We start from the raw sequence: 16,806 nt of genomic DNA, 5'->3' as shown, positions 1-16,806 counted from the left end.
GGGTGAAGGCGTATGCATACGGGCGCGCGGTTTGACCTGGTGGCGGCAGCAAAGCAGGCGGTAGCAGAGCAGGGATTCTGGCCGGAGTTCCCGGCCGAGGTGAAGGCAGAGGTGAAACAGATCCTCACGCAGCCTGCGCCTTTGAATGCGCGGGCGGAAGATTTGCGTGGCCTGCTCTGGTCCTCGATCGACAACGATACTTCGCGCGATCTCGACCAGATCGAATACGCGGATATTCTGCCCGATGGCCGCATGCGGGTGCGCATTGGCATCGCCGATGTGGATGCGTATGTGCCGAGGGGCTCGGCGATCGATCGTTACGCGGAGCACGAGACGGTCACTCTCTACACGGGAGTGAAGAACTTCTCCATGCTGCCCGAGGAGCTGTCGACCGGGCTGACATCGCTGCTCGAAGGCGAAGACCGGCTGTGCATGGTGACTGAGTTCGTGCTGGATGCGAATGTCTGCCAGACGGAGAGCTGTGTCGCCGAGAGCCGCATCTATCCTGCGCTGGTGAACAATAAGGCGCAGCTCGCCTATCCGGCCGTCGGAGCGTGGCTCGCCGGGCGCGGTGAGGCGCCGGAGAAGGTGGCGGCATCGCCGGAACTTCAGGAGCAGCTGCGGCTGCAGGATCGCATTGCAAGCCGGCTGCGCGCCGAGCGTGTGAAGCATGGCGCCCTGAACCTCGATCTGGCTGAAGCGCACTCCACGGTGGAGGACGGGGAGATTCATCTGGGCACAGAGCTGCGCAATCCGGCGACGGATCTGATCGAAGACTTCATGATCGCGGCCAACGGCGTGGTGGCCCGGACATTCCGTGCAAAAGGCATCGCCTCCATCCGGCGCGTGGTGCGCGTGCCGAAGCGCTGGGATCGCATCGTGGAGCTGGCAGCGGAGCTGGGCACGGATCTGCCTGCGGAACCGGATGCGCGGGCTCTGAATGATTTTCTCTGCGCACGCAAGGAGGCCGATCCCGACCGCTTCCCGGATCTTTCGCTCGCGGTCGTGAAGCTGCTTGGTCCTGGCGAGTATGTGCTGGAGCGGGCCGGCGCCCCGGAGATCGGCCACTTCGGTCTGGCCGTGGAAGACTACACGCACTCGACTGCCCCCAACCGCCGTTATGCCGACCTGGTGACGCAGCGGCTGCTGAAGGCGATGGTAGCCGGCGCAGCGACTCCGTACACCGAAGATGAGCTGTCAGCGATTGCCACGAACTGCACGGTGAGAGCCGCAGCCGAGCGCAAGCTGGAGCGGGCCATGCAAAAGCGCATTGCCGCCGTGGCGCTGGCAGACCGTATCGGGCAGCGGTTCCGCGCCATTGTGACCGGCGCGAATGAGCGTGGAACCTTTGTACGCACGCTCACGCCACATGTGGACGGCATGCTGGTGCAGGGCAAGCACGGGCTGGATGTAGGCGACAAGATCGAGGTGAAGCTGGTGCATACGGACCCGGCTCATGGCTTCATCGACTTTGCGCGAGCATAGAACGGGCCGATGATGCGGACGCACCTCGCCTCTCTGGTGGAAGACTGGCGTCGCCACGGAAATGCCACTGCCATCGTTACCTATACGGGCAATCGCCGCGTAGCTACAAGCTACGCGGGCCTGGCCCTGCTGGCCGACCGCTTCTCGGCGGAGCTGCGTCGTCGTGGCGTAAGCGCGGGCGAGCGCGTGGTGCTATGGGGGGCAAACGGTGCCGAGTGGATGGGCGCATTCTTCGGTTGCCTGCTGCGTGGGGTGATTGCGGTGCCGCTGGATACCGCGGGCGCCGTCGACTTTGCCCGCAGGGTCATGGCCGAGACCGCGCCCAGGCTCATCGTCGGAGATGCAACGCTGCTGGCGCAGCTGGACGGCGAGCGGCTGGCATTCGAGTCCTTCTCGGAAGAATTACCGCAGGTGAGCACACCGGAGCAGCCCGATCCCTCGCTGAATCCGGACACGCCGCTGCAGATTCTCTTCACTTCCGGCACGACAGCGGAGCCGAAAGGCGTGGTGCATACGCATCGCAATATCGCGGCCAGCGTCGCGCCGATCGAACGCGAGATCGGCAAGTATCTCAAATACGAGAAGTGGGTCCATCCGCTGCGCTTTCTGCACACGCTGCCACTGAGCCATGTTTTCGGGCAGTTCATGGCGCTGTGGATTCCGCCGCTGCTCGCAGCCGAAGTGCATTTCGAGTCGCGCCTGCAGGCCGGACGGCTGATGGAGACCGCGCGCCGCGAGCGTATTTCCGTGCTGGCCGCGGTGCCGCGCGTGTTGGAACTGCTGCGCGAGGCGTTGTTGGCGGAGTGGCCCGAGCTCGAGCGTGAGCTGTCCGCTGCGCAGGGCGAAAAGGTGTGGAAGCGCTGGTGGCGCTTCCGCAGAATTCATCGCAAACTCGGTTACAAATTCTGGGCCTTCGTCTGCGGCGGCGCATCGCTCCCCTCCGATCTTGAGCAGTTCTGGAACACGCTGGGCTTTGCGCTGGTGCAGGGTTACGGCATGACGGAGACCGCCGCGCTCATCTCGCTCAATCACCCCTTTAAGGTCGGCAAGGGCACGATGGGCAAGGTGCTGCCCGGCCGCGATGTGGAGATCGGCGAGGACGGCGAGGTGCGCGTGCGCGGCGATATGGTCTCGACCTCGACTTGGCGCAACGGGCGGCTGGAGCAGGCGGAATCCCCCTGGCTTGCGACCGGCGATCTGGCGCAGCGTGATGAGGCCGGGCAGTTACGCTTCCTCGGGCGTAAGAATCAGATGATCGTGACCGCATCCGGATTGAACCTGCATCCGGAGGATGTGGAGCGGGCGCTCGACGCGCAGGCTGGCGTGCAGGCCTCGGTGGTGGTGGCGCAGAACACGTCGCGTGGACCGGAGCCGGTGGCCGTGCTGCTGCTGCGCGGCACGCGTGAGGATGCGGAGCGCGCAGTTTCGGCCGCAAATGCAGGGCTCGCCGAGTTTCAGAGAGTGCGTCGCTGGCGGTTATGGCCGGAGCTGGATTTTCCGCGCACGGCGACCGGAAAGATTCGCCGTGGCAAGGTCGCGGAGTGGGTGAACAACACCGCGAAGGAAGAAAATGCCACGGAAACTGTGACAAATTCCGACGCGCTGCTTGCTGTCATCGCCGGCATAACCGGGATCAGGCCCGCTCGGCAGGATGAAAGCGCGCGGCTTGCGGACGATCTCGGTCTCGACAGTCTCGGCCGCGTGCAGCTGCAGGCAGAGCTGGAGCAGCGCTTTGGCCTTGGATTAGGAGAGCAGGAGCTCGAGCAGGTGGGGACGCTCGGTGAACTGCGTCGGTTACTGGGTGTAGGAGCGGGCAGCGCAGTGGTACATGAGGAGGCCTCGAGTACCGCAACGGCTTTTACTCCGGCTCCGGCTGTGCCACAGGGCGAGCGGGATATCTATCCGCACTGGCCATGGTCGGCTCCGGCGCGATGGGGACGTACGTTTTTTATGGAGCTGGTGCTTCGGCCGCTGGTGTGGCTGCTGGCTGCTCCCGTGGTGCGCAGGGAAGGCGCTGTCGATACGTCACAGTCACTGTTACTGATTGCGAACCACGTAAGCACGTATGACATGCCGCTGATTCTCTACGCCCTGCCGGGGCGCATGCGCCGGCGCGTAGCAGCGGCGATGGCCGCAAACATGCTGGAAGACTGGCGGAAGAGCCGCAATCAGGGAAGCTGGTTTCTGAATGTGCTCGGACCGCTGACTTACCTTACGGTGACCGCCGTCTTCAATGTCTTCCCGCTGCCGCGCAGCGCGGGCTTTCGCCGCAGCTTTGCGCACGCCGGCGAAGCGCTCGATCGCGGCTTCCACGTGCTGGTCTTTCCGGAGGGGCATCGTTCGGACGGCACCCTGCAGCGTTTCCGGCCGGGGATTGGGCTGCTGGTGGAGGAATCGAAAACTGCGGTGCTGCCGATAGCGCTGGCTGGCCTGGGCGCAATGAAGACGGGCCGCGAACGCTGGTTCCGCTCCGGCAAACTGCGCGTGATGGTGGGTGAGCCCATGCGCTTTGAAGCTGGGTTGACTGCTGAAGAGATCACAGAGCGACTGCACGCAGAGATAGAACGGCTGCTGAAAAAGCCGTGAGGTAAGTCAAGAGCGCAGCGCATAACGGAAGTACCGTGGGAGCTTCGCCGGGATTGCGTGAGAATGGCGGGATGTTTCTCCTGAATCTTCTCGATCGCACCCTCTCGCTTTTGGATCGCCTCGCGCTGCGGCGTGGAGATGCGGAACAGCAGACCGAACATCTGGTCACAGGGCAGCGCGGCGAGCAGGCTGCCTTTTTTTACCTGCGACGTCTGGGTTATCTGATTACGGCACGGCGCTGGCGCTCCTCGCGTGTGCGCGGCGATCTCGATCTGGTCGGCTGGGAGAAAGATACGCTGTGCTTCATTGAAGTGAAGACGCGCAGTACGCGAGCAGTGGCTCCGGCTGAGGCTTCCGTAGATTCGCAGAAACAGAAGGTTCTTTCTCGGCTGGCCTTTCAGTATCTGTCGCAGTTACAAATGGAGAAGATCCCGGTGCGCTTCGATATCGTGTCTGTCTATTTCGAGGCAGGAACGGCAACGCAGTTCGAGCTATTTCGCGGGGCTTTCGACTGGCAATAAGCCGGTCTGGTGTGCCACTTCGAGTTCGGCCAGGGCGCTCCGCACGAGTGGTTGCAATCCGGGTGCATCGCTGCGGATCGTCTCGAAGACCCACCCTGCCAGCAGGAGTACGGGGGCCGGGCCGGGTTCGGTCGTGGCCAGTGCAGCGAGCGTGGTGACGGTGATCTGCTGATCGGGCCGTGCGGCGTGGGAGATGGCTATGCAGGGAAACTCCGGCGGCAGGCCTTCCGCGCGCCACTCGCTGGCGATGGCCGTGAAGTCGCGGCCTGGCATGTAGACGATGCGTGTGGCTGCGGCTGGGTCGCAGATGTGGTCCGCCGTGGCGTCCGGAGCATGATGACCGGAGCGGAAGACAATCCCCGAAGCTGCTCGGCGATCGGTAAGCGAGCACTGGAGCGCAGAGGCCGCGGCAAACGCAGCGGTGATGCCGGGCACGATCTCGAAAGCAATGCCTGCGGTGCGAAGTGCGTCCATCTCTTCGGCGGCGCGGCCGAAGACCAGCGGATCGCCGCTCTTGAGGCGTACAACGGTGAGGCCCTGCCGCGCTTTCTCTACGATGAGCTGGTTGATCTCGGCCTGCGTGATCTTCTTGGTGCCGCAGCGTTTGCCCACGCTCACGCGAAGCGCGCGTGGCCCGGCGAGCGACAGAATCGCTTCCGGCACAAGGTCGTCGTGAAGAACGATCTCCGCCGAAGCAAGCAGGCGCGCAGCTTTCACAGTCAGGAGATCGGGATCGCCCGGGCCCGCACCGATGAGGTAGACGGCGCCGGTCTTCATCGCGAGGCTCCGGCATGCCTGGCACGCAGCGCGAGCTTCTGCGCGGGGCAGGCGGCTGCTTCGCAGGTGGGGCGTTGCGCAAGCTGGTGCAGCAGCAGCTTGCGATCCTCGCCGGGTTCATACGCTTCGAGGATTTCACCCCGCTGCTCGCCGATAGTGTGCAGCCATGGACCAAGATCTTCCGGAAGCTGCGCATCGATTTCCTTGCGCAGCTTTTGCGCAAAGGCCGGGCTCTCGCCCGCGGTCGAGATGGCGATCTGGAGATCGCCGCGCGTCACGATCGAGCCGAAATAAAAGTCGCAGTTCGGCGGGTCGTCCACCGCGTTGCAGAGCAGGTTGCGGCGCAGCGCCTCTTCGTAAATCGCGGTGTTGACAGCGGAATCGTTGGTGGCCGCGATGACAAGAAAGAGGCCATCAAGGTCGTCAGGACGATAGCCGCGTTCTTGGAGCGTGATGCGGCCGGCAGCAGCCAGCGCGGCAATCTCCGGATGGACACGCGGCGCGATGACGCGGACTTCCGCTTCGGCATTGAGCAGGGCCGGAATCTTCTGCAGCGCGACCGAGCCCGCGCCAATGATCAGGCACGGGCGGCGGTCGAGCTTAAGAAAAACTGGCAGCAGGCTCATGGCAGGCTCAGTCGCCGAAGCCGGGACGGGTTGCGGCGTCGCGAACAACGGGTGCGAGAACTTCACCGGCCAGCCGTGCGCGAATGGCATCGGCATCGTGGCGCGAGAAGTAGCTGCGCAGGTTCTCGCCTTCGTTGCGCTCGTCGAGGTACGACGAAAGCAGGCGGGTAAGCGCCTCCGGAACCTCGGTCGCAGGCACGCGATAGCCGACCGGCCGTGCAATCGCGGCATGCGCGCCGACCGCTCCGCCAACGCAGAAATAGAAGGCATCGACCAGCTTGCCCTCATGCTTGATCTTCTTGCCTTCCAATCCGATATCGGCAATCCAGTGCTGGCCGCAGCTGTTGGGGCAGCCGGTCACGTGCAGCTTGATCTGCTGATCGAAGCCGGGCAGGCGCTCCTCGAGCTCCTCGACCAGCCAGCGCGTGAAGCCCTTGGTCTCGCTGATGGCCAGCTTGCAGAACTCGGTGCCGGTGCAGGCAATGGCGCCGCGCCAGAAGTTCGTGCCGTCCACATGCAGGCCGATCTTGCCCAGCTCCTGTACCAGTTCCGCGGTCTCCGCCGTGCGGATATTCACGAAGATCAGGTTCTGCATGATCGTGGCGCGCAGCTGGCCGTCGCCGAAGCGCTCGGCAAGATCGGCGGCCGCCACAAGCTGGTCGCCGGTGAGGCGGCCGCGCAGCACCGAGGCGCCGACATAGCTGAGCCCGGGCTGCTTCTGCCGGTGGACGCCCACGTGATCGCGCAGCACATCCTGCGGCAGGGTTTCCTGCGGAGCGGCCTCGAATTTGTAACCGAGACGGCGCTCTATTTCCTCGAGCATCGTTTCGGCGGTCCACTTTTCGCGCATGAAGAGGTACTTGATGCGGGCGCGGTCACGGCTCTCGCGCAGCACTTCCTGGTCGCGGAAGATCGCGGTGATCGCGGTCGCCACGACCACCGCCTGATCCGGGCGGATGAAGGCATCGAGCTTCACGGCAAGATGCGGCTCATTCGAGAGGCCGCCGCCGACGCGGACGGTATAGCCGACTTCGCCGGCTGCGTTCTTGATGGCCGTGAAGGCAACGTCGTTGATCTCCGGATAGTTGCACCAGACCGGGCAGCCGGAGGCGGACATCTTGAACTTGCGCGGCAGGTTGTAGAACACGGGATTGGCAACCAGCGTCTGCGCGAGCTCCACCGCCAGGCCGGAGGCGTCGATGAGCTCTTCGTGGTCAATGCCGGCGAGCGGGCAGCCGGTCACATTGCGGACCACGTCGCCGCAGGCGCCCTTGGGCGAGAGGCCGATCCTGTCGAGGATGTCGACGACTTCCGGGATGTCTTCGATGGTGAGCCAGTGAAGCTGGATATTCTGCCGCGTGGTGATATCGGCGAGGTTGCGGGCGTACTTCTTGGTAAGGTTGCCGATAATGCGGAGCTGGTGCGAGGTGAGCAGGCCGTTGGGCAGGCCGATGCGCATCATGAAGTAGTCGGTGGCCAGACCCTCGCCGCCTTTGCCGCCTGTGACACCGGCGCCATCGCCCTGCGTGTAAATGCCCCACCACTTGAAATAGGCGTTGGCCCACTCGGGGACCACGCTGGCGCGGCCCTCGCGGGCGAAGGCGCGGACTTCGTCGAAGATCTCCCAGGGATTCTTCTCGCGCTTAAGGCGCTCCATGCGCTGGGCTTTGGTCTCTTTGGGGGCGGCCTGCGGGGTCGTTGTGGTCAGCGTCATCTCGTCTTCTTTGATCTGAAATAGAAAAACCCACCGTGTGAGGGTGGGCCGGGCGGAGCGTGTATGGATGCAGTGAAACTACACGCGACTCCGGCTCAGCATGAGACAACATGCAGGACAGGGAGCCGGGATAGTGAAAATCCGCATGAAATAAGGATACCCGGCCCGCAGTGAGCGGGCAAGGACCATATAGTCCCAGCTGCCTCGATAGAATGGATAAACCGATGAAACGGCAAAAGAAACAGCACTGGTTCCTGATGCTTTTTGAGTGGCGGGGTTCGGTGCTCAGGCAGATCCTGCCGCGGCTGGGGCTGATGTTTCTGCTCTCGAGCGCGGCCGTGTATTCCGGTGGTCGCATCGGGCGCTTCCATATTCCGCTCAATGTCGCGCCGTTCACGCTGACCGGCGTGGCCATTTCCATCTTCCTCGGGTTTCGGAATAGTGCCAGCTACGATCGCTTTTGGGAGGGCCGCAAGCTGTGGGGTTCGCTGTTAAACAGCCTGCGTGCGCTGGCGCGGCAGGGCCGGACACTCACCGGTCTGCCGGCGGACGATGAGCGCCTGCAGCAATGGACGGCGTTGCTGGCGTCCTGTCCCCATGCGCTCGAGCACCAGCTGCGCAAGACCGATGCCATGAGCGAGCTGCAGCGGTTGCTGCCTGCGGCGGTGTGTGCGCGGGTGCGGGCTGCACATTTTCGGCCCATGGAGCTGACCGCGTTGATGGCCGAGTGGGTCGTCGAGCGCCAGCGGGAAGGGCGTTTCGGAGAAATAGTGCTGACGGCCTTCGATCGCAATCTCGATGAGCTGGCGAACATCATCGGTGGCTGCGAGCGGCTGGCGAACACGCCGATCCCGTACGGATATTCGGTCATCATCCATCGCACGGTCTACATCTACTGCCTGCTGCTGCCTTTCGGCCTGCTGGACTCGGTCGGCCTGCTGACGCCGGTGATCGCGACCTTTGTGGCCTATACCTTTATCGCGCTCGAGACGCTGGCCAGCGAGCTCGAAGACCCCTTCGGTACAGCCTTCAACGACCTGCCGCTGGAACAGCTCAGCGAAAATATCGAACAGGCCGTCTCGGAGATGACAGGCACACGCTAACGCTCGGCCAGCCAGGCGTCTTCAAAGCTGCTCACGCAGGACTGTCCGCCTTTCTTCTTCCCGTCGCTGCTCTTCGTCGTATAGAAGGGTGTCTCCGAGCCCTTGAGATACGCGCGCATGTGGACCTCCGACGAGAAGCTCATGGTGTAGCCGTAATCGGTGGGATTACCGTTGGCATCGGTCTTCTGCGTATTGCGGCCGTCGCGCTCGGTCTTGTGATCGAAGCGCAGGACGATATCGGCGCTTTCCGGATCATCGATCACGGTGAAATGTCCCCAGCGTTTTAGCTGTTCGAGAGCTCCGTCCGTGACCTCGCCGGTCTTGGTGTCGTTGAGAATGGCGATGGTCTTCGCGGTGAAGGCCGCTTTGGGCATGGGTGATTGCGCCGCGGCAACGAGGGCAAAGGAGGCAACGAGGGCGAAGGCGGCAGGGCGTGCGAACGGCTTCATGAGGGGCTCCCCAGGCAGTTGCGCACCAGCATAGCACTGCCTCCTTTGGCTGAGGGAGAATCTCCCTCAGCCATTCCGGTGCATCATGGAAGAGAGGAGTCGCGTGCGTGGACCGCATTGAGGACCGGATATCCGTCATCCGTCAGGACCGCATGGTGCCATTGCTTCCCGGCCGGCCGGAGCAGAGCAGCGCGCATCTGCCGTGGCGCGGCCTCACCGTGGAGAAGCACCTCATCGGCGCGGTGGAGATTCCCGAGCACGAACATACTTCGCTGTGCCTTCACCTGCAGACCAGCGCCCCGGTGGAGATGGAGTGGTGGAGCGAAGGCCGGCATGGTCTGGAACGGACAGGCCCCGGATCGCTGACGCTGCTCGACGCCGGCACGCGGGATCGTCTGCGCTGGGGTGGCGGATCGCGGCGGCTGGTGGTCTCTGTCGATCCTTCGCTCGTCCAGCGTGCCGCGCAGGAGCTCCATCTGCCGCTGCCTGCAGGGATGGCCAGCCGGTGGAACTTTGAAGACCGCCAGCTTCGTCTGCTGCTCACCGAGATCGACCGCGAAATGTCCTCAGGCTGGGGAACCGGCGCGCTCTATGGCGATCTGCTGGGCATGTCGCTCACCGTCGCGTTGCTGCGCAAATACGGCGCGCCGCGCGCAACCTCTCCGCAGGGTAACCGGCATCAGGTGCGGCGGGTGCTCGAGTTCATCCGCGAGCACAGCCATGACTCGCTGCGCCTGGAGCAGTTGGCCGAGGTGGCCGGGATGAGCGTCTTTCACTTTGCCCGCATCTTCCGCGAAGCGACCGGTCTTACGCCGCACCGCTATGTGCTTGAGGAGCGCATACGCCGCGCAGGTGCGCTGCTCGAGCGCGGTTCGCGCAGCATGGCCGAAGTGGCCGCGGAGACCGGCTTCGCCACCCCGCAGCACTTCGCGCGCGCCTTCCGCAGTGTCACCGGCCTGAGTCCAAGCGCGTGGCGGCAGCAGCGAGGCTGAACTTCATCGCAGGAACAGATACAGCAGCGCAGGAATAGACCCATCCTCTCCGCGTCAGCTCCTATAACAGAGCCAGAGCGGGCTGCTTTTCCATTGCCGCCGCCCGCGGACGGAAGGAGAAATCGCCATGGCTTTGGAGATTGTCGGCGCTTTGATCGTGCTTTCGCACCTGATGGTGATGGGAATGCTGATCCTGTGGTTCGGGCTGCGCAAGCCCACAAGCATGGAGCAGTTCCGCACACGCTTCCGGCAGCAGTTTCTGGGGAGCGGCAACCGCCGTTAGAACAAACCCAGCTGGAAGGACACGTTTCTCGGGTGCCCCACGTCTCGAGGTTGAGACGTGGGTTCCCATATCAGGGGATCGCGACCGAAGGGAGCGGAGGCCGAAGGCGGGTCGCCCTGCGCGCAGCAGCGGCCAGTCCGTTATTCCGCTACCGGCAGCACGATATGCGAACTCGCATAGATGTGCTGTTCGGCAGCCTTGTAGTCGGAGGGCTTCGCCTTCATGATGTTGGGCACGAAGGTCTGCGGATTGCGGTCGTAGAGCGGGAACCAGCTGCTCTGCACCTGCACCACGATGCGATGGCCCTGCTTGAAAACATGGTCCGCGCCGTGCAGGCTGAACTTGTACTCCTCCGGCTTGCCTGCCGGGATCGCCTGCGGATGCTCGTAGCTCTCGCGATAGCGGCCGCGGAAGATCTCATCGACCACCATCAGCTGATAGCCCGCCATGTTGCCCAGGCTGGCATCGTCCGGGTTCTCGTCGATGAGCTTCACCACCCAGTCGGAGTCTGTGCCCGAGGTTGAGGCGAGGATATCGGCCAGCACATCGCCGGTGATGGTCACGTCGTGATCGAGGACCGGAGTCTTCCACGTGGCCACATCGCTGCGCGTCTCATACGGCTTCTGATTCTCGACCAGCCAGTAATACCAGTGCGATCCGGTCGGGGAATAGGTTGCCTCAATCGGCCGCTTGCGATAGTTCACAGGCGAAGCAGGATCGGACGTGTATGCCGTGAAAGCCTCTGCGGCCGCAGGCCTGTCGAAGCTGAGCGCGTGATCGGTGCCGAGATAAAGATTGCGCTCCACGATCCCCTGTTTCGGCGGCCACACCGGGTATTGCTTCCACGTATTCGATCCTGTCTGGAAGCTGATCGCGCTCTCCGCATCGAAGCCCGGCTGGTCCTTAAGATAATGCGCAAAGAATGGCGCCTCGATGTGCTGCCGGAACCAGTCGCCGGTCGCGGAGCCGAAGTCGACTGCGCCAAGATGCCGCGTGGTGAGCGTCCATTGACCGTGATTCCAGGGCCCAAGCGCGATGTACACCTCGTGCTGCGCGTCATGCGGTTTGAGCGCGGCGTATTCCGCCTGCGGCCCCCACATATCTTCCTGGTCCCACCAGCCGCCCACTTCGAGCGTGGGCACGGTGACGCGATCGAGGTGCGGTTGCACGGCACGCGACTGCCAGAAGTCGTCATAACCGGGATGCGCAAGAAACGCCTTTCCCGTAGGCAGGTCGTCAACATTCGATTTGCCCGCCGCCGCGAAGGAGCCGGCCTTCAGAAAGAAGTCGTAGGCATCTTCTTTAAGCGGCTGGAAGGTCGCTTCCTTGCTCGACTCCATACCGAGCACGTAATCGTAACCGTATGTCTGACGAAATGCACCGTTGTGAAAGAAGTCGTCGCCAACCCACACGTCCGTCATCGGCGCCTGCGGAGAGATGGCCTTCACCGCGGGGTGCGGATCGATACCTGCCTCGGCAGCAAGAAACCCGGGATAGGAGACACCCGCAACGCCTACGCGACCATTGTTCTCGGGAACATTCTTGATGAGCCACGCCACGGTGTCGTAGGTGTCGGTGCTCTCGTCCGTGTTCTTTGTATCGGAGGAGTGGGGATCATGGTGTGCCGCGATGGGACGCATCATCACGAACTGGCCCTGCGACTCGTACCGGCCGCGAATGTCCTCCATCACGAAGATATAGCCGCTCTGTGCCAGCTCGGTGAACTGCGCGTTGATGCGATCGGGCACATAGCCGTCGACGCCATAGGGCGTGCGCTGCATCATGAAGGGCAGTGGCTCATGCGTGTCTGTGGGGCGTAGGATGATCGCATGTAGCTTGATCCCGTCGCGCATGGGGATCATCACCTCCTGCCGGCTATACGGACGGAAGTGATTGTGTTCCGGAGTGTCGCTGACGCGAGCTGCCTCGGTCGGAGTGGGAACGCCGCGAACGCTGCGTGTCCAGTGAAGGGCGGTCGCCTTGCCGCCGTCGGCGCTGGTGAACTCATAGCGCAGCTTGCTGCCTTCGGTCGTGAAATCATTGCCTCCGGCCGGAGTGAGCACCATGGCGGTCGAGCGCGCGGTTTCAATGGTCAGGTGATCCCCCGCGGCAAACACGGAATAGACCACATCGGGCTCGGACTTCTCGCTGTATTCGCCCGCGAAACGGTCCAGGTTGCCGGATTGGGCAAAGCCCGAAAGCCCGGGAAGCCCGGGAAACGTGGACAGAAGCAGTGCCAGGGTGACGCGGCGCGACAGTGGGAGGACAGGCATGGGCAGAACTCCTTGGGCAGGGAGGCGAAGAGCTTCAGTGTATATGGCCGCTATGTGGTCGCCAATGCGGAAAGTGCTGATGAAACAGGCTTTTTAGACGTTTACGAAGATGAATGGAAGCGCTTACAATTCCGATCACCCCATGCCCCCTTTTCACCCGGTATGCTGAACGCCGGGTTTTCCATGATGTCGATTGCTGCCCGCTCCGGAGAGAACCGGAGATCATTGGAGATAGGCTGATGACGCTCGCACGCTGGTTTTTCCCTCTGCTCGCCGGAACTGCATGGGCAGTTCTGCCGCTTTCTCTCTCCGCGCAGATCTCCGAGACCCAGGCGCCGCCCTCCGTGGTGAGCCTGCATGTGGATGCTGCGAAGGCGGCAGGCTATCGCATCCCGCGGACCATCTTCGGCAGCTTTCTCGAGCCCATCGGCAACTCCACCTATAACGGGCTCTGGGCCCAGGTGCTCGAGAATCCGAGCCTCGAAGAGAACCTCTGGGACACAAATCACATCGCGGAAATGCTGCGTGAGCAGCCGGAGCTGAGTGAAGCCTCGCGGCTGGGATTGCCTCTGCCGTGGCGTCCGCTCGATGTGCGGCAGGGCAACCGCTATGAGCCGCACTGGGGCGATGCGGCAAACTCCTGGCGTTCGCTGGAGGTCCTGGGCGTGCCGGGAGAAGCCACGGGCATTGTCCAGCGCGTGTATCTGCCCGTGCAGCGTGAGCTGAGCTATCAGGGCAGCCTGTGGGCGAAACATCTGCTCGGCCCGGCGACGCTGACCATGCAGATCCGGCGGCATCATTCGCTGGAAGTGATCGCCAGCACAACTGTCACCGCCACGGATACAAATTGGACGAAATATCTTTTCACGCTGCAAATACCGCAAGGCAAGCTGCAGCGGCTGGAGCCGGCAGACTTCGTGGTCCTGGTAGACGGCGAGGAACGCGTGGACCTCGACAACATCGACCTCTTTCCGGCCGATGCGCTCGAGAACGGGCTCGGCGGCCTCGATCCGGACGAGGTGAAGATGGCGCGCGAGATGCACACGCCGCTGGTGCGCTTCGGCGGCAACTTCACCTCTGGCTATCACTGGAAGGACGGCATCGGCCCTGAGGACAAGCGTGTAAGCATGCTGAACATCGCATGGGGCATTCCCGAGTACAACACCTTCGGCACCGATGAATTCCTTCGCTTCTGCAAGCTGATCGGTGCCGAGCCGCAGGTCGCCGTGAACCTCGGCAGCGGCACGCCCGAAGAGGCCGCGGCCTGGGTGAAGTACGTGGACAACAGGTTCAACAGCGATGCCGGCGGCCTGCATTGGGAGCTGGGCAACGAGCTCTGGGGCAGCTGGAATCTGGGCTGGCCGACGTTGCAGCAACTGCCGGCGCGCACGAAGGAGATGAGCGAGGCGATCCGTGCCGTCGACCCCAGGGCGAAGTTGATTGCGACCGGCCAGGACCCCGATCACTTCCAGCAGTGGAATGCGGCGCAGCTGACGAATCCCGCGGGAACCTTCGACTACCTCTCCACGCATTTTGTCGTCACGACCGATGCGACGGTGAAGCCCAGTCCGAATGCGGATTTCCTGGCGCAGGCCACCTTTGCGCTCCCGGTGCAGCTCGGGCGGCAACTGCGCGAGATGCAGCAGCAGATGGACGGCACGCCGGCCTTTGCGCACAAAACGCATATCGCATTCACAGAGTGGCTCTTCGTGGGACATCGCCCGGATACGCCGCGCTTCACGAATATGGGAGGAGCGATCGCCGCGGCGGCCTTCTTCAATATGCTGATGCAGAATGCGGACGTGGTGCCGGTCTCCGACATGACGGGCATCATGGAGTTCGCGGGTATTTGGAAGAAGCGCGGCCAGGTCTACGCGGCCCCTGCGTACTATGTCTTCCAGATGTACGCGGGCGCGGATGCGACGACGCCGGTTGCAATCACCGGCTCCACTGGCTCCTATGCGGTGAAAGACGGGATCACGCGCCTGCCGAATATCGCCGACGTACCGTATCTCGACACGGTAGCGGCCAAGAACGATGCTGGCGATACGCTGACCCTCTTCGTAGTAAACCGGCATCTGACGCGGGATCTGACGACAGATATCGACGTGCAGGGCTTTGCCGCCGCAGCGACGGCGCAGGTGAAAACGCTGGATGCGCCGAGCCTCTACAACGAGAACACCGACGACAATCCGCAGTCTGTGATTCCGAAAGAGTCCGCGGTGGCAGTAAAAGGCGGAAAGCTGCGCTGCGTCTTTCCCCACGAGAGCGTGACCGTCATCACGCTGAAAAAATCGTAACGATAATGGTTACTTATCCGGCTCGTCGACCTTGAGGTATTGGCCGCTCTTCACATCTTTGAGCGTCTGCACAATGCCGCTCGGCCAGCGAATCTCGACTGATTGCACGGAAGCCTCTCGGCCGAGGCCGAACTCCACCCGCTTATCGCTCGCGGAGAGATAGCTCGATGCCGTCGTCACCGTAGCCCATTGTGAACCCTGCGGAGTGGTAATCTTGATCACTGCTCCGATGGCGTCGCGATTGCTTTTGTGACCCACAAGGCTGAAACCGATCCAGTGATTCGCGGTCTTCGTCTCGTTGAGCAGCACATGCGCTGGCCCGCCGTTCTCGGTCACGACCACATCCTCAAGCCCGTCGTTGTTGATGTCGCCTGTGGCCATGCCGCGTCCCACCCAGCGCTTCGTAAACACATCGCCGGAGACAGAAGAGACATCGACGAATTTCTTGCCGCCGAGATTACGCGCCAGCAGCAGCGGCTCGCGGTAGTGAAGCTGCGGCGAGGTCAGCTCGATAGTGTCGAGGTCATGGCCCTGCGCGAAGAGCAGATCCTTCCAGCCGTCGTTGTCGTAGTCGAGAAAACGCACGCCCCAGCCGGAGTGCAGCAGCGTCATGCCGGCGATGCCGGTCATGTAGCTCGCGTAGTTGAACGTGCCGTCGCCTGCGTTGGTAAAGAGCGCGTACTTCTGGTTGGCAAGGTCATCGACGACAACGTCCGGCAGTCCGTCGTTGTTGTAGTCCGCAAAGTCGATGCCCATGCCGGCAAAAGTGCGCCCTTCGCCATCGACGGCCACCTGCGAATCGAGGCCGACCTCTTCGAACGTGCCGTTGCCCTTGTTGTGGAAGAGGAACTCCACCATCGAATCGTTGGCGACATAGAGGTCGATGTGCCCATCGCGGTCGTAATCGGCAATCGCAATGCCCAGTGCCTTCGCGGGCTTGTCGAGACCGAGCTTCGCAGCCTCTTCCGTGAACGTGCCGTCGCCGTTGTTGTGATAGACCAGCATGGAGATGGGCTGAAAGACGTCGGGATGGCAGTACCCGCGATAGCCTTCGCGATGTTCGCCGCAGTAAACATCGTCCCAGTCCCACTGGATGTAGCGCAGCACCACGAGATCGAGCCGTCCGTCGTTGTCGAGATCGACCCAGGCCGCGGAGGTGGACCATCCGCTGCCGCCGACACCGGCTTTGGCTGTGACATCCGTGAACGTGCCGTCGCCGTTGTTGTGGTAAAGCTTATTTCCACCCAGCGCGGTTACAAATAGATCCTCGCGTCCGTCGTTGTCGTAGTCTCCGACGGCCACACCCATGCCGTAGCCCACACCTTCGAGCCCGGCCTTCTCCGTAACATCCTCAAAGGTGCCGTCAGCCTTCTGGTGGTAGAGGCGGTTCCAGTACTTCGGCCCGGTCTTCTGCGGGATGGTGCCCTTCGGCGTGGGATCGCCGTAGGGCGCGCCGTTGACGAGAAAGAGGTCGAGCCGTCCATCGTTGTCGTAATCGAAGAGCGCGGCGCCCGAGCCCATCGTCTCGATGAGATATTTGCGCGAGGTATGCGGAGCCTGGTGCTCGAAGTGCACACCAACCTGGTCTGTCACTTCGACAAAGTTGCCAGGAACAGACGCATCCTGGGCAACAGCAAGAGATAGGCCAAAGAGGAGAGAGGCAAAGGCAGCAAGGCGATAGGCAGCCGTCATGGTGA

13 protein-coding genes are annotated in these 16,806 nt (G+C 62.8%); 7 read left to right on the top strand and 6 right to left on the bottom strand.

Annotated features, from left to right (window positions below):
* Positions 1-12: 12 nt before the first annotated feature.
* The 3 genes from ESZ00_RS04500 (at position 13) to ESZ00_RS04490 (ending at position 4,592) form a co-directional block, all read left to right on the top strand.
* The gene (locus ESZ00_RS04500) at positions 13-1,485 is read left to right on the top strand and encodes an RNB domain-containing ribonuclease (protein WP_129206960.1); all 1,473 of its coding nucleotides are present in this window, start codon (positions 13-15) and stop codon (positions 1,483-1,485) included.
* 9 nt (positions 1,486-1,494) lie between these two features.
* Complete coding sequence (locus tag ESZ00_RS04495) at positions 1,495-4,071, top strand: AMP-binding protein (protein ID WP_229740956.1); 2,577 nt, start codon at positions 1,495-1,497, stop codon at positions 4,069-4,071.
* A gap of 71 nt (positions 4,072-4,142) precedes the next feature.
* Positions 4,143-4,592 (top strand): YraN family protein, encoded by a 450-nt coding sequence (locus ESZ00_RS04490; RefSeq protein ID WP_129206959.1) that lies wholly within the window; start codon positions 4,143-4,145, stop codon positions 4,590-4,592.
* Here ESZ00_RS04490 and cobA read toward each other — a convergent pair.
* Genes cobA through ESZ00_RS04475 form a run of 3 tightly spaced genes read right to left on the bottom strand, consistent with a single transcriptional unit; the run spans position 4,563 to position 7,709 of the window.
* A complete protein-coding gene (gene cobA, locus ESZ00_RS04485; RefSeq protein ID WP_129206958.1) occupies positions 4,563-5,369 on the bottom strand; it encodes a uroporphyrinogen-III C-methyltransferase in 807 nt (268 codons plus the stop codon). The two genes, ESZ00_RS04490 and cobA, sit on opposite strands and share 30 nt — an antisense overlap.
* Positions 5,366-5,995, bottom strand: coding sequence for a precorrin-2 dehydrogenase/sirohydrochlorin ferrochelatase family protein (locus ESZ00_RS04480; protein WP_129206957.1), 630 nt, complete (start codon positions 5,993-5,995; stop codon positions 5,366-5,368). The genes cobA and ESZ00_RS04480 overlap by 4 nt, the downstream gene beginning before the upstream one ends.
* Before the next feature lie 7 nt (positions 5,996-6,002).
* On the bottom strand, positions 6,003-7,709 hold the full coding sequence (locus ESZ00_RS04475; RefSeq protein WP_129206956.1) for a nitrite/sulfite reductase: 1,707 nt from the start codon (positions 7,707-7,709) through the stop codon (positions 6,003-6,005).
* Between the two features lie 224 nt (positions 7,710-7,933).
* Here ESZ00_RS04475 and ESZ00_RS04470 point away from each other — a divergent pair, with 224 nt between their 5' ends.
* The gene (locus ESZ00_RS04470; protein ID WP_129206955.1) at positions 7,934-8,812 is read left to right on the top strand and encodes a bestrophin family protein; all 879 of its coding nucleotides are present in this window, start codon (positions 7,934-7,936) and stop codon (positions 8,810-8,812) included.
* Here ESZ00_RS04470 and ESZ00_RS04465 read toward each other — a convergent pair.
* Positions 8,809-9,261, bottom strand: coding sequence for a DUF2059 domain-containing protein (locus tag ESZ00_RS04465; protein WP_129206954.1), 453 nt, complete (start codon positions 9,259-9,261; stop codon positions 8,809-8,811). The genes ESZ00_RS04470 and ESZ00_RS04465 overlap by 4 nt on opposite strands.
* A 107-nt stretch (positions 9,262-9,368) precedes the next feature.
* Between ESZ00_RS04465 and ESZ00_RS04460 the strand changes: the two genes are divergently transcribed.
* The gene (locus ESZ00_RS04460; RefSeq protein ID WP_129206953.1) at positions 9,369-10,253 is read left to right on the top strand and encodes an AraC family transcriptional regulator; all 885 of its coding nucleotides are present in this window, start codon (positions 9,369-9,371) and stop codon (positions 10,251-10,253) included.
* A gap of 127 nt (positions 10,254-10,380) precedes the next feature.
* Complete coding sequence (locus ESZ00_RS20015; protein ID WP_164981342.1) at positions 10,381-10,536, top strand: hypothetical protein; 156 nt, start codon at positions 10,381-10,383, stop codon at positions 10,534-10,536.
* 140 nt (positions 10,537-10,676) lie between these two features.
* Here the strand turns inward: ESZ00_RS20015 and ESZ00_RS04455 are convergent, their stop codons facing one another.
* Positions 10,677-12,809 (bottom strand): CocE/NonD family hydrolase, encoded by a 2,133-nt coding sequence (locus ESZ00_RS04455; protein WP_229740955.1) that lies wholly within the window; start codon positions 12,807-12,809, stop codon positions 10,677-10,679.
* A gap of 239 nt (positions 12,810-13,048) precedes the next feature.
* On the opposite strand from ESZ00_RS04455, the gene ESZ00_RS04450 reads away from it, so the two are divergent.
* Entirely contained in the window at positions 13,049-15,109 is a 2,061-nt protein-coding gene (locus ESZ00_RS04450; RefSeq protein ID WP_129206952.1) for an alpha-L-arabinofuranosidase C-terminal domain-containing protein, read from the top strand.
* A gap of 9 nt (positions 15,110-15,118) precedes the next feature.
* Here ESZ00_RS04450 and ESZ00_RS04445 read toward each other — a convergent pair whose 3' ends face one another.
* Positions 15,119-16,801, bottom strand: a complete 1,683-nt coding sequence (locus tag ESZ00_RS04445) for a CRTAC1 family protein (protein WP_129206951.1) — start codon at positions 16,799-16,801, stop codon at positions 15,119-15,121.
* Positions 16,802-16,806 lie beyond the last annotated feature (5 nt).

This window comes from Silvibacterium dinghuense (assembly GCF_004123295.1).
Classification (GTDB): Bacteria; Acidobacteriota; Terriglobia; order Terriglobales; family Acidobacteriaceae; genus Silvibacterium; species Silvibacterium dinghuense.
The sequence above is the reverse complement of the archived record's forward strand: the minus strand, read 5'-3'. Positions and strand labels throughout refer to the sequence as shown.

Bases quoted from the DNA above. Each gene is read 5' to 3' on its own strand.
- ESZ00_RS04500 (WP_129206960.1), top strand. From the start codon at position 13: ATGCATACGGGCGCGCGGTTTGACCTGGTGGCGGCAGCAAAGCAGGCG.
- ESZ00_RS04495 (WP_229740956.1), top strand. From the start codon at position 1,495: ATGATGCGGACGCACCTCGCCTCTCTGGTGGAAGACTGGCGTCGCCAC.
- ESZ00_RS04490 (WP_129206959.1), top strand. From the start codon at position 4,143: ATGTTTCTCCTGAATCTTCTCGATCGCACCCTCTCGCTTTTGGATCGC.
- cobA (WP_129206958.1), bottom strand. From the start codon at position 5,369: ATGAAGACCGGCGCCGTCTACCTCATCGGTGCGGGCCCGGGCGATCCC.
- ESZ00_RS04480 (WP_129206957.1), bottom strand. From the start codon at position 5,995: ATGAGCCTGCTGCCAGTTTTTCTTAAGCTCGACCGCCGCCCGTGCCTG.
- ESZ00_RS04475 (WP_129206956.1), bottom strand. From the start codon at position 7,709: ATGACGCTGACCACAACGACCCCGCAGGCCGCCCCCAAAGAGACCAAA.
- ESZ00_RS04470 (WP_129206955.1), top strand. From the start codon at position 7,934: ATGAAACGGCAAAAGAAACAGCACTGGTTCCTGATGCTTTTTGAGTGG.
- ESZ00_RS04465 (WP_129206954.1), bottom strand. From the start codon at position 9,261: ATGAAGCCGTTCGCACGCCCTGCCGCCTTCGCCCTCGTTGCCTCCTTT.
- ESZ00_RS20015 (WP_164981342.1), top strand. From the start codon at position 10,381: ATGGCTTTGGAGATTGTCGGCGCTTTGATCGTGCTTTCGCACCTGATG.
- ESZ00_RS04455 (WP_229740955.1), bottom strand. From the start codon at position 12,809: ATGCCTGTCCTCCCACTGTCGCGCCGCGTCACCCTGGCACTGCTTCTG.
- ESZ00_RS04450 (WP_129206952.1), top strand. From the start codon at position 13,049: ATGACGCTCGCACGCTGGTTTTTCCCTCTGCTCGCCGGAACTGCATGG.
- ESZ00_RS04445 (WP_129206951.1), bottom strand. From the start codon at position 16,801: ATGACGGCTGCCTATCGCCTTGCTGCCTTTGCCTCTCTCCTCTTTGGC.